17 protein-coding genes and 1 other RNA gene are annotated in these 16228 nt (G+C 48.2%); 10 read left to right on the forward strand and 8 right to left on the reverse strand.

Annotation, left to right across the window (positions count from 1 at the left end; all coding sequences use genetic code 11):
• Nucleotide 1 precedes the first annotated feature (1 nt).
• Together N5E87_RS13460 and N5E87_RS13465 are read left to right on the forward strand one after the other, a co-directional pair.
• Nucleotides 2-904, forward strand: a complete 903-nt coding sequence (locus N5E87_RS13460; protein WP_086902573.1) for a histone deacetylase — start codon at nt 2-4, stop codon at nt 902-904.
• Between the two features lie 33 nt (nt 905-937).
• Nucleotides 938-1225 (forward strand): late competence development ComFB family protein, encoded by a 288-nt coding sequence (locus N5E87_RS13465; protein ID WP_011623229.1) that lies wholly within the window; start codon nt 938-940, stop codon nt 1223-1225.
• Nucleotides 1226-1365: 140 nt separating this feature from the next.
• Here the strand turns inward: N5E87_RS13465 and ffs are convergent.
• From ffs to pspA, 8 genes are all read right to left on the reverse strand, one after another.
• An RNA gene (gene ffs, locus N5E87_RS13470) (signal recognition particle sRNA small type) lies at nt 1366-1463 on the reverse strand.
• 223 nt (nt 1464-1686) lie between these two features.
• Nucleotides 1687-2052 carry a ComEA family DNA-binding protein gene (locus tag N5E87_RS13475; RefSeq protein ID WP_086902572.1) on the reverse strand — a complete coding sequence of 122 codons (366 nt, stop codon included), beginning with the start codon at nt 2050-2052 and terminating at the stop codon, nt 1687-1689.
• Between the two features lie 205 nt (nt 2053-2257).
• Entirely contained in the window at nt 2258-3451 is a 1194-nt protein-coding gene (gene megL / locus N5E87_RS13480; protein ID WP_086902571.1) for a methionine gamma-lyase, read from the reverse strand.
• Between the two features lie 318 nt (nt 3452-3769).
• On the reverse strand, nt 3770-4972 hold the full coding sequence (locus N5E87_RS13485; protein WP_086902570.1) for a TIGR01620 family protein: 1203 nt from the start codon (nt 4970-4972) through the stop codon (nt 3770-3772).
• Complete coding sequence (locus tag N5E87_RS13490; RefSeq protein WP_086902569.1) at nt 4969-6429, reverse strand: YcjX family protein; 1461 nt, start codon at nt 6427-6429, stop codon at nt 4969-4971. Before N5E87_RS13490 ends, N5E87_RS13485 begins: the two co-directional genes overlap by 4 nt.
• A 94-nt stretch (nt 6430-6523) precedes the next feature.
• A complete protein-coding gene (pspC, locus tag N5E87_RS13495; protein WP_011623234.1) occupies nt 6524-6910 on the reverse strand; it encodes an envelope stress response membrane protein PspC in 387 nt (128 codons plus the stop codon).
• Complete coding sequence (pspB, locus tag N5E87_RS13500) at nt 6897-7136, reverse strand: envelope stress response membrane protein PspB (RefSeq protein ID WP_011071929.1); 240 nt, start codon at nt 7134-7136, stop codon at nt 6897-6899. The genes pspC and pspB overlap by 14 nt, the downstream gene beginning before the upstream one ends.
• A gap of 17 nt (nt 7137-7153) precedes the next feature.
• Nucleotides 7154-7837, reverse strand: a complete 684-nt coding sequence (pspA, locus tag N5E87_RS13505; protein ID WP_086902568.1) for a phage shock protein PspA — start codon at nt 7835-7837, stop codon at nt 7154-7156.
• Between the two features lie 177 nt (nt 7838-8014).
• On the opposite strand from pspA, the gene pspF reads away from it, so the two are divergent.
• From pspF to N5E87_RS13545, 8 genes are all read left to right on the forward strand, one after another.
• Nucleotides 8015-9103 carry a phage shock protein operon transcriptional activator gene (gene pspF / locus N5E87_RS13510; RefSeq protein WP_086902567.1) on the forward strand — a complete coding sequence of 363 codons (1089 nt, stop codon included), beginning with the start codon at nt 8015-8017 and terminating at the stop codon, nt 9101-9103.
• Nucleotides 9104-9172: 69 nt separating this feature from the next.
• Nucleotides 9173-10798, forward strand: a complete 1626-nt coding sequence (gene sapA / locus N5E87_RS13515) for an ABC transporter substrate-binding protein SapA (protein WP_086902566.1) — start codon at nt 9173-9175, stop codon at nt 10796-10798.
• Nucleotides 10798-11829, forward strand: coding sequence for an ABC transporter permease (locus N5E87_RS13520; protein ID WP_086902565.1), 1032 nt, complete (start codon nt 10798-10800; stop codon nt 11827-11829). Before sapA ends, N5E87_RS13520 begins: the two co-directional genes overlap by 1 nt.
• Nucleotides 11816-12706: an ABC transporter permease subunit gene (locus tag N5E87_RS13525; protein WP_011623240.1), complete on the forward strand. Its 891-nt coding sequence runs from the start codon at nt 11816-11818 to the stop codon at nt 12704-12706. Before N5E87_RS13520 ends, N5E87_RS13525 begins: the two co-directional genes overlap by 14 nt.
• A 3-nt stretch (nt 12707-12709) precedes the next feature.
• Nucleotides 12710-13717, forward strand: coding sequence for an oligopeptide/dipeptide ABC transporter ATP-binding protein (locus tag N5E87_RS13530; protein ID WP_011623241.1), 1008 nt, complete (start codon nt 12710-12712; stop codon nt 13715-13717).
• Entirely contained in the window at nt 13698-14483 is a 786-nt protein-coding gene (locus tag N5E87_RS13535; protein ID WP_011623242.1) for an ATP-binding cassette domain-containing protein, read from the forward strand. The genes N5E87_RS13530 and N5E87_RS13535 overlap by 20 nt, the downstream gene beginning before the upstream one ends.
• 105 nt (nt 14484-14588) lie before the next feature.
• A complete protein-coding gene (gene fabV / locus N5E87_RS13540) occupies nt 14589-15791 on the forward strand; it encodes an enoyl-ACP reductase FabV (protein WP_086902564.1) in 1203 nt (400 codons plus the stop codon).
• A gap of 118 nt (nt 15792-15909) precedes the next feature.
• On the forward strand, nt 15910-16122 hold the full coding sequence (locus tag N5E87_RS13545) for a molybdopterin-binding protein (protein ID WP_037417205.1): 213 nt from the start codon (nt 15910-15912) through the stop codon (nt 16120-16122).
• Nucleotides 16123-16228: the final 106 nt, after the last annotated feature.

Raw genomic sequence — 16228 nt, forward strand, 5'->3', positions numbered from 1 at the left:
GATGATCCCATTGGTTTATCACGCCAGCTACTCCAAGCTGGCGTTACCCTCCCACCACCGCTTTCCCACGACCAAATACGCACGCCTTTATCAATATCTGCTCGATAATCAACTGGCTGTACCGGCTCAATTCCATACTCCCTCGCCGATGACGGCAGAAGATGTAATGCAGGTGCATCAGCAAGATTATGTCGAACAATTTATCCAAGGCAGCTTAGCCAGTACGGCCTTAAGACGCATCGGCTTTCCATGGAGTGAAGCCTTAGTCGAGCGCACTTTGCACTCGGTATCGGGGACGAGTTTGACCGCACATTTAGCCTTGCAAACGGGTATTGCCCTTCACTTAACGGGCGGTTATCACCATGCACACTATGACTTTGGCAGCGGCTACTGTATTTTCAACGACTTGATTATCGCCGCCCGTAAACTAATGACCGAGCAGCAGTTACATAAGGTGCTAATTTTTGACTGTGACGTGCATCAAGGTGATGGCACAGCCACCCTCAGCCACAGGCATCAGGGCATTATCAGTTGCTCCATCCACTGCAAAGAGAATTTTCCCAGTCGTAAACAGCAGTCACACTATGATATTGAACTGACGAAAGGTTCAGATGACAGCGCTTATCAGGAAACCGTCGAACAGACTCTTGAGTTGCTGATTCGACTCCATCAACCGGATTTAATCCTGTATGACGCTGGCGTCGATATTCATCAAGATGATGACTTAGGGCACCTAAAAATCAGCAAGCAGGGATTGTATCAACGTGATTTAACCGTGTTATCTATGGCAAAAGCATCAAATATTCCTGTTGCGGCGGTAATTGGCGGCGGCTACAGCCGAGACGAACTACAATTAAGCCAAAGACATAGCCAACTTTTTATTGCAGCCAACCATTTGTGGTAGCAAACTCAATAAAAATCATCATGGAGCACAGCGATGCAACTCGAAATCCGTAACTATTACGAAGTTCTCTTAATGGAAATGTTATCCGATGAAGGCCTGATGGATGAATTACCGGAGGATTATTTAGCCGATCTTTGCTGTGTGACACTCAATCAACTGCCCGTGCGCTATATTCGTCACCTAGTTGACACCTATTTCTTCGAAGATTACAACGAGTTGCAAGAGCTTAAACGAGAAATCCAAGCCGCATTAGAGAAATCACGCGCTTTTCTTAAACAGAATCTACAAAAAAGAATGCAGCAGGAAGAAGCCGACAGCTAAGTCATACGAAATTGGCATAGCTACATCGATTTGCAACAAGCTTTTACGAGTAAATTCAGTAGTGTTGCTAAATGCTAAGTTGGCTAGTTGCTGAGTTAAAGATAAAGAATATTGGAATAGGATGGGGAGATTGGGAGGTTCCCCTAGAGCCGACACCCCGGCACACGAGTCGCTTGCTGCGGTTGCTCCCTTCCGGGCCTGGCCGAGTTCACAAGTTATCATTGCGGGGGGACCCTAGGGTCACCATAACTTCGAGTGTATCACCAAAGGGATGAGCACTGAACGACGCGGATTATCCCCTATGGCTCCTATTGGATCAAGTGCTAATCCGTCCGTTTGGTAAATATCCAGTTTAACTGGACAATCTATAGGCAAACTAGCCCTATAAAATGATAAAAGCCTGCTAATGCAGGCTTTTCATATAAAGACTTAACCAGCAACAAACTAAGCGCCCCTTCCCCCTAGAGCTCTATCATGTGACGATTTTGCTCAATCAGCTTAGCGCCAATGCCAGAGACATTGGCCAACTCATCAATGGCCTTAAATTTACCATTTTGCGTTCGATAGTCTATGATGGCCTGCGCCTTAGCTGCACCAATCCCCTTAAGCAGTTGTAACTGCTCAGATGAAGCGGTATTGATGTTCACTTGTGCTGAATTAGGTAAATGTTGCTTGGCATCCGCTGCCATATTTTTAGCATCGGCTTTAGTTTGGGTTTGTACTTTGCTGGCTTCTTTAACAGGATCGGCTGCCACCGCAGGTAAAGCTAACAGGGCTGATAATGCAATGGCACTCACCATCGCAGGTAAACGATGTGTTACTTTCATAATGCTTCCTCTTTGCTTGAAATTCGGCCTTTCGTCCTACTTCCGTGGCCTCAATCAAACATAGACGAAGCTTTTATGAATTTCCAAACTCTTTAAGTAGAAATATTATCTATGACTAAAATAGCCCATTTGCTTAATGGATTATCCTTGCAAAGAAAGCAAAAGGACGCCGTTAAGGCATCCTTTCGCGAGTACCGCAAAACCATTAAGCCAGCATCGCCAAGGCTTGGTTTAAATCCTCGATGATATCGTCACAGTCCTCTAAACCAATTGAGATCCGCAGTAAATTATCGCTTATTCCCGCAGCTTGGCGCGCCTCTGGCGTGTAGGGCGAATGGGTCATGGAAGCCGGATGCTGGATAAGGGATTCCGCATCACCCAGACTCACGGCGATTGAAAACAGCTTAAGGTTACCCACAAAAGCCATTGCTTGCTCAAGATCTGCTGCTAATTCAAAGGCTATTACACCGCCAGCCCGTGCCATCTGTCCACCGATAAATCGATGCCCTGAATGGGATTTAAGCCCGGGATAATAGACCCGAGTCACTGCGGGATGTTGCTCCAAAAACTCGGCGACACGCTGGGCACTGTCACAATGGCGCTGCAAACGCACATCTAAGGTTTTCAGCCCTCGCAAAATCAGCCAAGCATCGTGGGGAGACATCACGGCGCCGATATCTTTTAGGATTTCATATTTCACTCTGTGCAGCTGCTCTTCACTGCCACACACGACGCCAGCAATTACATCGCCGTGCCCATTCAAATACTTAGTCGCACTGTGTACCACTAAATCGATGCCAAATGCTAAGGGTTGCTGCAGTAGCGGCGTCATAAAAGTATTATCGACAATGCTGACAAGTTGATGCCGTTTCGCAATATCAGCGATTCCTTTTAGATCAAATACCTGTAGATGAGGATTAACCGGAGTTTCGCAAAAAATCACTCGAGTATTTGGTTTGATTGCCCGCTCAATTGCCGCTAATTCGGTAAAATCGACTAAGGAGACATCGATGCCAAAACGGGCAAATTGGCTGGTCATAAGTGCAAAGGTGCAACCATATACCGCATTGGAAGCCACTAAATGATCGCCCATCTGCAAGTTGGCCAGCAACGCCGCCGATACGGCCCCCATGCCAGAAGCCGTTGCCGCCGCAGCTTCTGCCCCTTCCAAAATTGCCATTTTACGTTCCAGCTCGGCAACTGTCGGGTTACCTAGGCGAGTATAAATGTAACCGGGTTCGTTGCCAGCGAATCGCTCACCACCTTGCTGCGCCGACTCAAAGACAAAGGTCGCCGTTTGATAAAGTGGCGTCACCAAAGTACCAAAGGCTTCGCGCTCATGTCCGGCATGAATGGCTTGGGTTGCGGCTTTCCACTGCTTGCTTGATTCATCTTGCATTGCTCACTCCTTGTTGTCGCAGAGCCTCATTCGCTTGTTGTTTCATTGTTCGTTTTAATGAGGCCATGCTTAGGGTCTTGATAAGTCCTATTGTTAAGTTAATGAAACATTAGCCCTATCGAATAAGCACTAACATACCCCGCCGAGCGGGTGAAACCAGTGCCATGATGAAAATAGCATCAGAGGCGCTGTAACTAAGTTGTTACATTCAGAGGTTTGGGGCAGAAAATCTGCGATAAAAAATGCGCTAATGACAGGGTCATTAGCGCATTAGCATTTAGCCTAAAGTGCAGTCGCGGTGTTGCGCACTCGGCTAGGTTATTTCTCTTTGGGTGTTGAGCCTGTTTTAAGCTCAGCAGCCTCTAATTGGCTCTTAAGCGCATCGCGCCCGTCTTTAGTCAATAACTTACCGGCAAACTGTTTAAGCTCAATCAACAACTCTTGATGAACTTTCGATAATTTGGGGCGCTGCTCCTCCCTAAACTGAATTGGTCGACACAACGCCATGGCTTGATATCCTAAGCGCGCCGTGAGCAGCCCACCACCTAAGCCTTGAGCAAGCCGTGCAGATAATTTCCCCGTCATCTCAACCGACAGCAGTTGGGTGCCCAAATCGGTCACTAACTCGCTGGTACCGGCATAGATGATGTTAATAATGATGCTACGAATGAGTTTAATCCTGCTCCAATAGCCTAACTCTATCCCATAACAGGCGGCGACATCCCGCAGCATGCGTTGGTTACGCCAAAGAATAATGGCCATATCCAATGCCGCCAGCGGACTCGCGGCAAGCAACACGGCTGACTCGGCCGCGTATCGACGGACGATTTTTTTCGCCAGTTCATCCCGCTCAGTAAGCACTAAGTCCTCAAATAACAGCACTTTTTCAGCGTCGTTGTGTTCATCTTTGAGCGACTGACGCAGCCGCTGTAGCCCCTGACTATCGGGATAATGGCGCACTATATTATTGATAAAACCATCGGCCTCCCCCATTTGCATACTGAGGGCAAGCCTTGCGCCCGACTCTTGCGTATCGGCAACCTGCTTGAGGCGTTTTAATTTACGGTATTCGCCCAAGGCTGTGACCATAGCCCAACTGCCGACTAAACCGAGTACTGCGCCATAAAAGCTAAATAACCAAGGGCTTGCCAACCAAGCGTCCCGCAAACCTAATCCCGTTTGCACTAAAACCAGTAGCAATAACCCAAAGACGGAAAAGCGCGCCAGCCAAGACCAACGGCGAGATTGATGCAGTTTTGGCCGAATGGATGACACATCCAATACTTGTGGATGGGCAGCCAAGGCATCATCGACAACCTCATCCACCGCTTTTAAGGGTGTCTGTGGTGCAAAAGCTTGGGCACTCTTAAGCTCATCAGTGGCAGACTGAAGTTTGACCTTATCAGAATCAAATACTTGTTGTTTTTTGAGCGGTTGGCTTCCAAGTGTATTTTCAGACATTGGTTTATCGAGCCCGTTTGTCTCTGACTCACTTGAAGGTGGTAACGAATCTAAACTCATTCCAATTTATCCCCCACGAGATACTGCAGAAGGTGATCGAGACGGATATGGTCAAAATGCACCGAAGATGGGTCCACATTGCTGTTATTCGGCGGAGCAAATCCCATAAAATGAAACCCTTGATCGCGCCAAAAGTTGGGCTCGGGTAAGCGAGTGGGCACTTCGCCGGGAAAAAGCGTCAGGGCTTGGCCGTTCAATCCAATCCCCTGCACAACTTCCACATCCCCTTCCGGAGTGGTCACCATGCCATGACGCGTCGCCTTAATGGCACTAATGGCCATAGTCTCGACTTTACAACCATCGAAACTGGCAAAGTGTTGGCTGTGTTTGAGCATATCGGTGAGCAGGGATAACACATGACTTTGTTGGTCCCGGGTCACATGGTCAACCTTACTGGCGGCAAATAATAATCTGTCTATCCGCGGCGCAAACAATCGGCGTAAGTAACTGGACTGGCCGTATTGGAAACTCTCCATAATGGCATTTAACGCGGCGCCCATATCCTCAAACTGGGTTTTGCCACGGTTTAAGGCACTGAAGCAATCTACCAGCACTAACTGGCGATCAAACCCCGCAAAATGCTGCTTATAGAAAGGTTTAACGACCTTGGCCACGTATTCTTGGTAGCGTTTTTCTAGGACATGAAAGGCGCTGTGTTTATCGCTTTGTTTGAGCTCGTTCCATTGATTGTCTGTCACCGATAACAGCGGAAAAAACGCCAGCAGCGGCGCGCCTTCCCATTCCCCTGGTAATAACATGCGTCCGGGTTGTGCCTGATAATAACCCTGCACATGCACTAAATCGTGCAAGAGTTGCTGATACTGATCGGCAATGCGTTTAAGCTGCAGCTCATCGGCCGCCTCGGTTAAATTAAGCGCACTTAACGAAGTTTGAAACTCTGCATACAAAGGCGAGCTTTTTAACACAGCGACACGTTGTTGCTGCGCGCTGCACCACTCGATAAAGCTTTGACGCAGCATAGGTAAATCTAATAGCCACTCGCCGGGATAATCGACAATATCTAAATACAGCGTTGCGGTATCGGCAAACTTGGCTAGCAGCCCCTTCTGCGGCTGGTATTTGATGGCGAAGCGCAGCTCCGAAATCGTGCGGGTCGATGCTGGCCAAGCCGGAGGCGTCGAAGTAAGCGCTAACATTGCGCCCTGATAATCGAAGCTGGCAATTTCAAGATCCGGCTGCATTGCTCGCTTCACCCCGAGCAAACGTTGCTCACGGCTCACTTGCCACAGAGGTAAAGCATTCCCATGGCGGGAATGGGATACCTGAGAAGCCGCGCCACTATTGAGTAGTTGGTTGACTAATCCGGTAATAAATGCGGTTTTGCCCGCCCCCGATAACCCTGTTACCGCGAGTCGTAAATGCCTGTCAGCCGTTCTATGGAGCAGGGATTGGCTCTTCTGAGTTAATTTATGGAGCGAAACGTCAAGCATTCCCATAAGGATGTCCCTAAATGTTGAATGAGGTTAACTATACACTGGAATTGACGGGAGATTAAGCAACAAGGGCGGACATGGCCGCCCTTTAGAGGGATTACAAGCTATTGATTTGTCTTTTTAAATCAAAGTTATCAGATGTTACATGGCGTTCAAGGTTTTGCAGTCTCACCTCTAGGCTTCTAAATTGCCTGCTCACATCGCTCAGCGCTTGTTTAGCAGGCTCTCCCGATTGCCAAGGTTTCTTCTTCACCTCGATGTCATCCCTAACAGTGCTATTTTGGGGTTTGATGTCGAGTATCACCCATAACGCAACATAGATGATAAACACGACGCCCGAACCACCTAATAGGAAGATAGAAACCGCAAGTACCCGCACTAACCATGTTTCAATTGCAAAGTATTCGGCTATCCCCGCACACACACCTGCGACTTTACCTGACTGGGGAATGCGATACAAAGTACGGCCACTAGTTCCTCTCATGTTTGCCCCTCCATTCAGGCGATTCTGAATCCAGAATGGCCTCTAAGGTTTCGATGCGTGCAGCCATCTTATCGGCTTTAGCAATCAAATCATTGAGCTGTGAAAACTCTTCCTCAGTGAGTCCCTGGCTCACTTGTCGCTTACTGCGATAATGAAGAACTAACCATATTGGCGCCACCACTATCATAAAGATGATAATTGGTGCCATTAGTATGTCCATATCCATAACTCACCTCTGAATTGTTATTCTTTTGACTTAGTCGCAGCTTTGCCTTTTACTTTGGCCTTTAATGCTTCCAGCTCGGCATTCACTGAATCTTCAGCTTCCAGTGCGGCAAACTCATCGGCTAATGTCTTTTTATTACCCAGATCGTAGGATTCAACCTGCGCTTCTAACCCTTCGACACGGCGCTCATATTGCTCAAATTTCAGCATAGCGTTGTCGATTTTGCTTGAGTCTAACTGCTTCTTCACTTCTAAACGTGATGAGGCGGTTTGTTTACGCAAAATAATGGTCTTTTGGCGCGCCTTAGCATCCAGCAACTTTTCTTGCAGCAGGCTAACTTCATCCTTTAAGCGTACAATGTGCTCGTCGATCACTGCCAACTCTTGGTTTAAGGTATCCACTAAACCCGCGGCTTTTTGTTTTTCAACTAAAGCGGCCTTGGCTAAATCTTCGCGTTCCTTCGACAGTGCCAGTTCTGCTTTGTCTTGCCAATCTTGAACTTGTTCTTCAACACGGCTGATACGACGGATTAATTCTTTCTTTTCAGCTAACACTTTTGCTGATGTTGAACGAACTTCTACCAGTGTATCTTCCATCTCTTGGATAATCAGACGAACCATTTTTTCAGGGTCTTCTGCTTTATCGAGTAATGCGCTGATATTGGAGTTAATGATATCGGCGAAACGAGAGAAAATTCCCATAATGCTATCCTCAAATTGATGTTGGTCTCGCTTAGGGTAATACACTAAGTGTGCCAACTTTTATTTTATGTTTAAATTCATAAAGATAAACATATTTTTAACTTTTTCTTTATTTTATGGCTCAAGCCACTTATTATCATTTTCACCAAAATTTAGCGCGAAAGACTAAAAAATATCGTGGATAATAAATTTCAGCAAGACAACCTCATCGGCCAATCGAACGCCCTACTCGAAGTATTAGAGCATGTGTCGCAGATTGCGCCGCTCTCTAAACCTGTGCTCATTATTGGGGAACGGGGTACGGGGAAAGAGCTGATTGCTGAACGCTTACATTATCTGTCTAAACGCTGGGATCAAAGTTTTATTAAGCTAAATTGTTCATCTTTGAGTGAAAATTTGCTCGAGAGTGAATTATTCGGCCATGAGTCAGGCGCCTTTACTGGCGCCAAAGGTAAACACGAAGGCCGTTTTGAGCGCGCCGACGGCGGCACCCTATTCCTCGATGAGCTAGCCAACACCTCGGGATTAATCCAAGAAAAACTGCTGCGGGTCATCGAATATGGTGAGTTTGAACGGGTCGGCGGCAGTAAAACTATTCAAGCGGATGTGCGCCTGATTTGCGCCGCGAACGAAGATTTACCCTCACTGGCCGACGCCGGCGAATTTAGGGCCGACTTGCTCGACCGTCTGGCGTTCGATGTGATCACTTTGCCGCCGCTGCGTTGTCGCCCCGAAGATATCATGACCTTAGCCGAATACTTTGCCGTGGGCATGGCGAGGCAACTTAAACTGGAACTCTTCAGTGGCTTCAGTGCCAGCGCGGTCGATCAGCTGATGAGTCATGACTGGCCGGGGAATATCCGTGAACTTAAAAACGTGGTCGAGCGCAGTGTGTATCGCAGCAGCGGCGAAAACCGCCCTATTGAACAGATTATTCTCGACCCTTTTGCATCCCCCTATCGCCCAACCACGCGAGTGCGTACCCGCGAGCGTCAAATCACGGCACCTGAAGCGCCGCAGAGCGCGCCAGTGGTCACATCGGCCAAAACCGATACCGACACGGACGTCATTGCAGAGTCCATCAGCAACCCATTTAGTTTTCCCTTGGACTTTAAAGAGCAAACCGAGCGTTATGAGATGGAACTCATCCAACAAGCCTTATCGGCCAGTCAGTACAATCAAAAGAAGACGGCTGAAATCCTTGGTTTAAGCTATCACCAGCTGCGCGGCATTCTGAAAAAGTACAATTTGCTCGATAAAGCATAAGCAGATTGCCCACGGGCAAGATGCACTGCTAAAATAGCCGTTCATAGTCGATAAAATAATGATTTATAAATGAGTGTGCTAATAAGACGCCTGTGCCTATCAACTGCAGTTTTCTGCATGAGTGGGTTGTTGGTTGCATGTGGCCCCCAACGACTCCCTTCTGGTTTGGTCTATTGTTCCGAAGGGAATCCCGAGTCTTTTAATCCGCAGTTAGTGACCTCAGGCACCACTATCGACGCGACCTCACACCAAATTTATAGCCGCTTAGTGGACTATGACGCGCTCTCAGGTCAGCTCGTACCCGCGCTGGCCACCAGTTGGGCCGAGAGTGACGATGGCTTAAGTTACCGTTTTACCCTCAGGGAAAATGTTAAGTTTCAACATTCCTCCCGTTTTACCCCGAGTCGCGATTTTAACGCCGACGATGTGCTGTTTTCCTTCAATCGGATTATCGACAAACATCACCCTTACCATGGCGTATCACGTACCGGTTATCCCTTTTTCCAAAGTATTGGCTTTTCAGAACAAGTTAAAAGTGTCGAAAAAATCAATGACCACGAGGTGATCTTTCGGCTAGCGCGCAAAGATGCGTCGTTTTTATCAAATCTCGCCACCGACTTTGCCGTCATCCTCTCGAGCGAATATGCCGATCAGCAACTGGCACTGGGGCACCCAGAAAATCTCGATCATTTCGCCATCGGCACAGGGCCTTTTACCTTAGTGCATTACGCCAAAAACGAATATATTCGCTATCGACGCAATCCCGACTTTTGGGGCGAGCCCGCCAAAGTCGATATGCTGGTGTACGACATCACCCCAAAAAGCACTGTCAGACTGGCCAAACTTATCGCCGGTGATTGCAGCGTATCGGCCCTGCCCAAAGCGGGTGAGTTGCCCGTTATCAAGCAACATGAACAGCTGAGCATTGAGTCTCAACCCGGTCTTAACGTAGCCTTTTGGGCCTTTAACACACAAAAGCCCCCTTTAGATGATGTACGCGTGCGCCGCGCCCTCGCCTATGCCGTTGATAAGCAAAATATCTTACGGGCCGTATATCAAAACACCGCCATAGAAGCCATAGGTGTGTTGCCGCCAGCGTCTTGGGCCTACGACAGCAATAAAAAACTGTTAGATTACAATCCGCAAAAAGCGCGCGATTTGTTGAAAGAAGCGGGAATAAAACATCTCAGCATCGATATTTGGGCCATGCCCGTCGCCCGCGCGTACAACCCTAATGCGTTGAAAACCGCCGAGTTAATTCAATCTGACTTGGCCAATATCGGTGTAAAGGTCAATATCATCAGTTACGACTGGAGCGTCTTTAGCCAAAGATTGAGCCGGGATGAATATGACTCAGTCCTCATCGGCTGGAACGCCGATAACAGTGACCCCGATAACTTCTTTACGCCGTTGCTGAGTTGCTCGGCGATGCAATCAAACAACAACCGCTCTCGCTGGTGCAATAAAGAGTTTGATGCCATTCTAGACAGAGCGAGGGAAGTCTCGACGCAGGCCGAGCGCAAGGAAATTTACCAAGAGGCCGAAGCCTTCTTAGCCGAGCAAGTGCCAATGTTGAGTCTGGCCCACGCCAAGCGAGTCGCACTCACTCGCAACAATATCCATGATATGCAGTTAACCCCCTTTGGCGGCATCTCATTTGCCCGAACCAGCCAAGCTGAGCAGGAGACACATTGATGTTCAGATACCTGTTACGGCGCCTCAATCTGTTTCTTGCCACTTCGCTAGTGATGGTCGGCGTGCTGTTTTATGCAACTGGGTTGTTTCCGGTTGAACGCACCTTCGCCCTCACAGGGATCCATGCGCCATCAGAGAGCCAACAGGTGCAAATTGAGCAGGACTATAAGTTAGATAGCAACAAAGCCATGCAGTTTATTGCCTATTTACAGCAAAGACTGAGCGGCAATTTGGGCGTATCCGTCACCTCGCACCAGAGCGTGGCCGAAGAATTAAGCTCTGTGCTACCCGCCTCCTTCGAACTCGCCGTCATGGCGGCCGTGATAGCCATTGGTTTAGGTGTGCCGCTTGGCGTGTTGGCCTCCCAGAGTCAGCATAAACTCACCCAAAATACCATTATGGCGATTACCCTAACGGGCTATTCTGTTCCTGTATTCTGGTTAGGTTTGTATTTGTCACTCTGGTTTGGTGTCGACCTAGGCTGGCTGCCAATTTCAGGGCAACTCAATCTTTTATATGAGATAAAACCCGTTACGGGATTTATGTTGGTCGACATTTTACTGTCCGATTCGGAATATCGCATATCGGCCTTTAAAGATGCCTTATTGCATATCGTCCTGCCCGCCACCACACTCGCAGTGCTACCTTTTACCGTGGTCGTACGCAGCACTCGCTCGGCAATGATGAATGTGATGAACCAAACCTTTATCCGCGCCGCCGAAGCCAGAGGCATGCACACCAATACCATTATTTTGCGCCACGCCTTACCCAACGCACTGATCCCAGTATTAAAGCACTTGGGGTTAATGCTCGGAGCATTTGCGAGCTATGCGATTGTTGTTGAAATGATTTTCTCTTGGCCGGGTGTGGGTTCTTGGTTGGTGTCGGGTATTTATCAGCGGGATTATACGGTTATCCAGGGCGGGATTTTAGCCGTAGCCTTGTTGATCATCTTTTTAAGTATTTTGATTGAAGTGCTGCATACCGTCTTCAATCCCTTGAGCAGAAAAGATCTTTATGCCTCCAATTAAAATTTATCAGGAAGATCAAATCGCCTCGCCGATGATGCGGGTCTGGCAGAATTTTTCGGCAAACCCCTTTGCCTTAGCAGGTCTGTGGACCATTGCTTTTCTGCTGCTGCTCACCCTGTTTGGACCTATGATTGCCCCCTTCTCCCCTGAGGCGCAGGATCCACGGGCATTACTGTTACCGCCCTCTTGGGACCCTTCCGGCACTGTGGCGCACTTTTTGGGCACAGACGATCTGGGTCGTGATATCTTTAGCCGTTTGCTGCATGGAGCACATTTAACCTTCGGCATGGCGCTGATGATTGTCGGCACCGCATTGTTTATGGGGTTCATCATAGGCTCGCTCTCCGGCATGATGCGCGGCTTAAAGTCCAGTATTTTGGGGCACTTGCTCGATGCATTGCTGTCTATCCCTTCACTATTAATGGCGATTTTAGTGGTTGCCGTGATGGGGCCAGGGCTTGAAAACGTCTTCTGGGCTGTGGGCATTGCCTTAACGCCACAGTTCGTTCGCTCCATTCATCAATCGGTACATGAAGAGCTACAAAAAGAATATGTGACTGCCGCCCGTTTAGACGGTGCTAATTCGCTGCAGATTTTTTGGTATGTGATCATGCCAAACGTCTGGGAAGTAGTGATTATTCAAACCACGTTAGCCATTTCTGCCGCGATTTTAGATATTGCCGCCCTTGGCTTTTTAAGCCTTGGCGCCCAAGCTCCTAGTCCTGAATGGGGTGCAATGGTCGCCCAAGGTATGGATAATTTGTTGACCGCACCTTGGACTGTAACCATTCCAGGGCTGGCGATTCTTTTTAGTGTGCTCGCCATTAACTTGGTGGGCGATGGCTTGAGATCGGCGCTTGCGCCCATCAGAAACTAACCTATGCCATTACTCGACGTTAGAAACCTGACCATTGAGCTCGACACGCCCCACGGCAGAGTCCGCGCCCTTGAGAAAGTGAGTTTGACCCTGAACGCGGGGGAAATCCACGGTCTCGTAGGAGAATCAGGCTCGGGCCGTAGTCTGCTCGCCAGAGCCATTCTTGGGATCCCAGGCCCCAATTGGACCATTACCGCCGACCGCATGATGTGGGATGGTAATAATCTGATGGCCATGACCTCGAAGGAGCGCCGTAATCTGATGGGTTCAGATATGGCGATGATCTTCCAAGACCCGTCTGGCAGCCTTGACCCTTCGCAAACCGTGGGTAGTCAACTGATGCAGGCTATGCCTAAGAATCCTAAGGCTTACTTTTGGCAAAAGCACAAACATGCCAAACAGACAGCGCAAAAATGGCTGCATAAGGTCGGGATTAAGAATCCACAAAAAGTCATGTCCAGCTATGCTTGGGAGCTTTCGGAAGGCGAATGCCAAAAAGTGATGATCGCGATGGCAATTGCCAACCAACCGCGATTATTGATCGCCGACGAACCGACAAACTCGATGGAGCTGAGCACTCAGGCACAGATTTTCCGCCTACTCTCACAGCTTAACCAGCTACAAAACGTGTCGATTTTAATCATCAGCCACGAGCTTGAAACGCTAGCACAATGGTGCGATCACCTATCCGTGCTCTATTGCGGTCAAGTGATGGAATCAGGCCCAACGGAAGAACTGATCAATCAGCCCTATCATCCTTACACTAAGGCACTCTTGGATAATATGCCGGATTACTCGGGGATAGAGGCGCACAAGGCCATTATGCCGACCCTACCAGGCTCGGCCCCCGCCCTGCAGCATCTGCCCATTGGTTGTCGCCTAGGGCCAAGATGCCCTGAGGCACAAAAGAAATGCGTTAATCAGCCAAGTTTGAGTCATTTACGCGACCGCTACTTTGCCTGCCATTTCCCTTACCACGGTGAAACGACAAATGACGACCCCACTGCTTAAAGTTAACGATCTCTTTAAGAGGTACGATACCGGCTATAAAGGCTTTACTCGCCAATATAACGATGCCTTAGCACCGGTTTCATTTGAATTAAACCGCGGCGAAACCTTAGCTATCGTGGGTGAAGCGGGTTCAGGTAAGAGTACTTTAGCGCGTATTTTGGTAGGCGCAGAACCCCGCAGTGGCGGTGAAATTTACTTTGAGGGCGAGGCCCTCGACAGCCGCAATATTAAGCAGCGCTGTCGCCTTATTCGGATGATTTTCCAAGATCCCAATACCTCACTCAACCCAAGGCTCACCATTGGCCAATTACTGGATGAACCGCTGCGCTTTAACACTGAGCTATCCGCCAAGGAGCGTAATGGCCAAGTGATTGATACCTTAAGGAAGGTCGGTTTATTACCCGAGCATGCGGATTTTTATCCCCATATGATTTCCGAGGGTCAAAAACAACGGGTTGCGGTGGCTCGGGCACTGATGCTCAATCCAAAAATCATCATTGCCGATGAAGCCTTAACCGCCTTGGATCTCTCGGTACGCTCACAGATCCTTAACCTGCTGCTTAAACTGCAGAAGGACTTAGGATTGTCCTATATCTTCGTGTCCCATAACCTGAATATTATTCGCCATGTCAGCGATAAAATTATGGTGTTACACAAAGGCGTGATGGTTGAGAAAGCCCCAACAGAACAGATATTTAATTCGCCTCAGCACGAATATACCCAAAGGCTGATTCAGGAGCAGAGCCTGTTTGTTCATAAGCGTTAAACTGCTCCAACCACTTAAATATTCAGGCGAATTGGCTAAAAATAGATGCCATTTAGCCGCCGAAGTATTTATCCTATTGGTCATTTTGATAGAAGAAGCTTAAACATGATTATCAAACCCAAAATTCGTGGATTCATTTGTACCACAACTCATCCCGTTGGTTGTGAAGCTAACGTTCAAGAGCAAATTGCTTTAACCAAAGCCAAAGGCAAAATCGCCAACGGTCCAAAGAAAGTGCTTGTTGTTGGTTCATCAAGTGGCTATGGCCTGTCTTCACGCATTGCCGCCGCCTTCGGTAGCGATGCTGCAACCATTGGTGTGTTCTTCGAAAAGCCGGGTACTGAAGCCAAACCTGGTACTGCAGGCTGGTACAACTCTGCCGCTTTCGACAAGTTTGCCAAAGCTGAAGGTTTGTACTCTAAGAGCATCAACTGCGATGCTTTCAGCCATGAAGCTAAGCAAAAAGTTATCGAGCTTATCAAGCAAGATTTAGGTCAAGTGGACATGGTGGTCTATTCATTAGCATCACCCGTACGCAAACTGCCTGACTCAGGTGAGCTAGTGCGTTCTGCACTCAAACCAATCGGTGAAGTGTATACAGCGACTGCCGTTGATACCAACAAAGACTGCATTATCGAAGCCACCGTTGAGCCTGCGACTGAGCAAGAAATTGTCGATACTGTCACTGTGATGGGTGGTCAAGATTGGGAACTGTGGATTAACGCACTTGCCGAGGCAGGTGTATTAAGCGATAACTGCAAAACCGTAGCCTACAGCTATATCGGTACTGAGTTAACCTGGCCAATCTACTGGCACGGCGCATTAGGTCAAGCCAAAATGGACTTAGACCGCGCGGCTAAAGCCCTAAATGATAAACTCGCGGCCAAAGGTGGTAGCGCTAACGTTGCCGTGCTGAAGAGCGTTGTGACTCAAGCCAGCTCTGCCATCCCTGTGATGCCACTGTATATTGCAATGGTATTTAAGAAGATGCGCCAAGAAGGTCTGCACGAAGGCTGTATGGAGCAAATCTATCGCATGTTCAGTGAGCGTCTGTTCCGTGCCGATGGTGCAAAACCAGAAACCGACAGCGACAACCGTCTGCGTTTAGACGATTGGGAACTGCGCGAAGATATCCAGCAGCATTGCCGTGATCTGTGGCCACAAGTGACCACTGAAAATCTGTCAGAGCTGACCGATTATCAAGAATATAAAGCCGAGTTTATCAAACTGTTCGGCTTTGGCATCGAAGGTATCGACTACGATGCAGATGTGAATCCATACGTTGAGTTCGATGTGATCGAGCTGTAATCGAATAGATTGAATAATCACGATAAAGCGCCACCCTCGGGTGGCGTTTTTATTTGCCTCAAATGCCGTACGATAGGCTAAACTAGCATGACCATTCAACACAAACTAAGGACAAAGAATGAAAATCAGTGCACGTAATACCCTGAGTGGCACTATTACCGCTATCGAAATTGGCTCTGTAAACAACGAAGTCACTATCGAACTGGCACCGGGCGTAGTGTTAACCTCTGTCGTCACTAAAGCATCCTGTGAGCGTTTAAACTTGAAGGTAGGTGATTCGGCTTACGCACTCATTAAAGCCAGCAGCGTGATGATTGGCGTGGATGATTAAGCGGCAGAAATAGCGCACTTATCGTTTGATAACGCGGGTTCAAGACAAACAAAAAGGCCAAGTAAACACTTGGCCTTTTTCTATTTGCATCGCGAAAGCAGTTTTT

Source organism: Shewanella sp. GD03713 (assembly GCF_029843705.1).
GTDB lineage: Bacteria > Pseudomonadota > Gammaproteobacteria > Enterobacterales > Shewanellaceae > Shewanella.

Coding starts and splice junctions, on each gene's coding strand:
- N5E87_RS13460 (WP_086902573.1), top strand. CDS start 2: ATGATCCCATTGGTTTATCACGCCAGCTACTCCAAGCTGGCGTTACCC.
- N5E87_RS13465 (WP_011623229.1), top strand. CDS start 938: ATGCAACTCGAAATCCGTAACTATTACGAAGTTCTCTTAATGGAAATG.
- N5E87_RS13475 (WP_086902572.1), bottom strand. CDS start 2,052: ATGAAAGTAACACATCGTTTACCTGCGATGGTGAGTGCCATTGCATTA.
- megL (WP_086902571.1), bottom strand. CDS start 3,451: ATGCAAGATGAATCAAGCAAGCAGTGGAAAGCCGCAACCCAAGCCATT.
- N5E87_RS13485 (WP_086902570.1), bottom strand. CDS start 4,972: ATGAGTTTAGATTCGTTACCACCTTCAAGTGAGTCAGAGACAAACGGG.
- N5E87_RS13490 (WP_086902569.1), bottom strand. CDS start 6,429: ATGGGAATGCTTGACGTTTCGCTCCATAAATTAACTCAGAAGAGCCAA.
- pspC (WP_011623234.1), bottom strand. CDS start 6,910: ATGAGAGGAACTAGTGGCCGTACTTTGTATCGCATTCCCCAGTCAGGT.
- pspB (WP_011071929.1), bottom strand. CDS start 7,136: ATGGATATGGACATACTAATGGCACCAATTATCATCTTTATGATAGTG.
- pspA (WP_086902568.1), bottom strand. CDS start 7,837: ATGGGAATTTTCTCTCGTTTCGCCGATATCATTAACTCCAATATCAGC.
- sapA (WP_086902566.1), top strand. CDS start 9,173: ATGAGTGTGCTAATAAGACGCCTGTGCCTATCAACTGCAGTTTTCTGC.
- N5E87_RS13520 (WP_086902565.1), top strand. CDS start 10,798: ATGTTCAGATACCTGTTACGGCGCCTCAATCTGTTTCTTGCCACTTCG.
- N5E87_RS13525 (WP_011623240.1), top strand. CDS start 11,816: ATGCCTCCAATTAAAATTTATCAGGAAGATCAAATCGCCTCGCCGATG.
- N5E87_RS13530 (WP_011623241.1), top strand. CDS start 12,710: ATGCCATTACTCGACGTTAGAAACCTGACCATTGAGCTCGACACGCCC.
- N5E87_RS13535 (WP_011623242.1), top strand. CDS start 13,698: ATGACGACCCCACTGCTTAAAGTTAACGATCTCTTTAAGAGGTACGAT.
- fabV (WP_086902564.1), top strand. CDS start 14,589: ATGATTATCAAACCCAAAATTCGTGGATTCATTTGTACCACAACTCAT.
- N5E87_RS13545 (WP_037417205.1), top strand. CDS start 15,910: ATGAAAATCAGTGCACGTAATACCCTGAGTGGCACTATTACCGCTATC.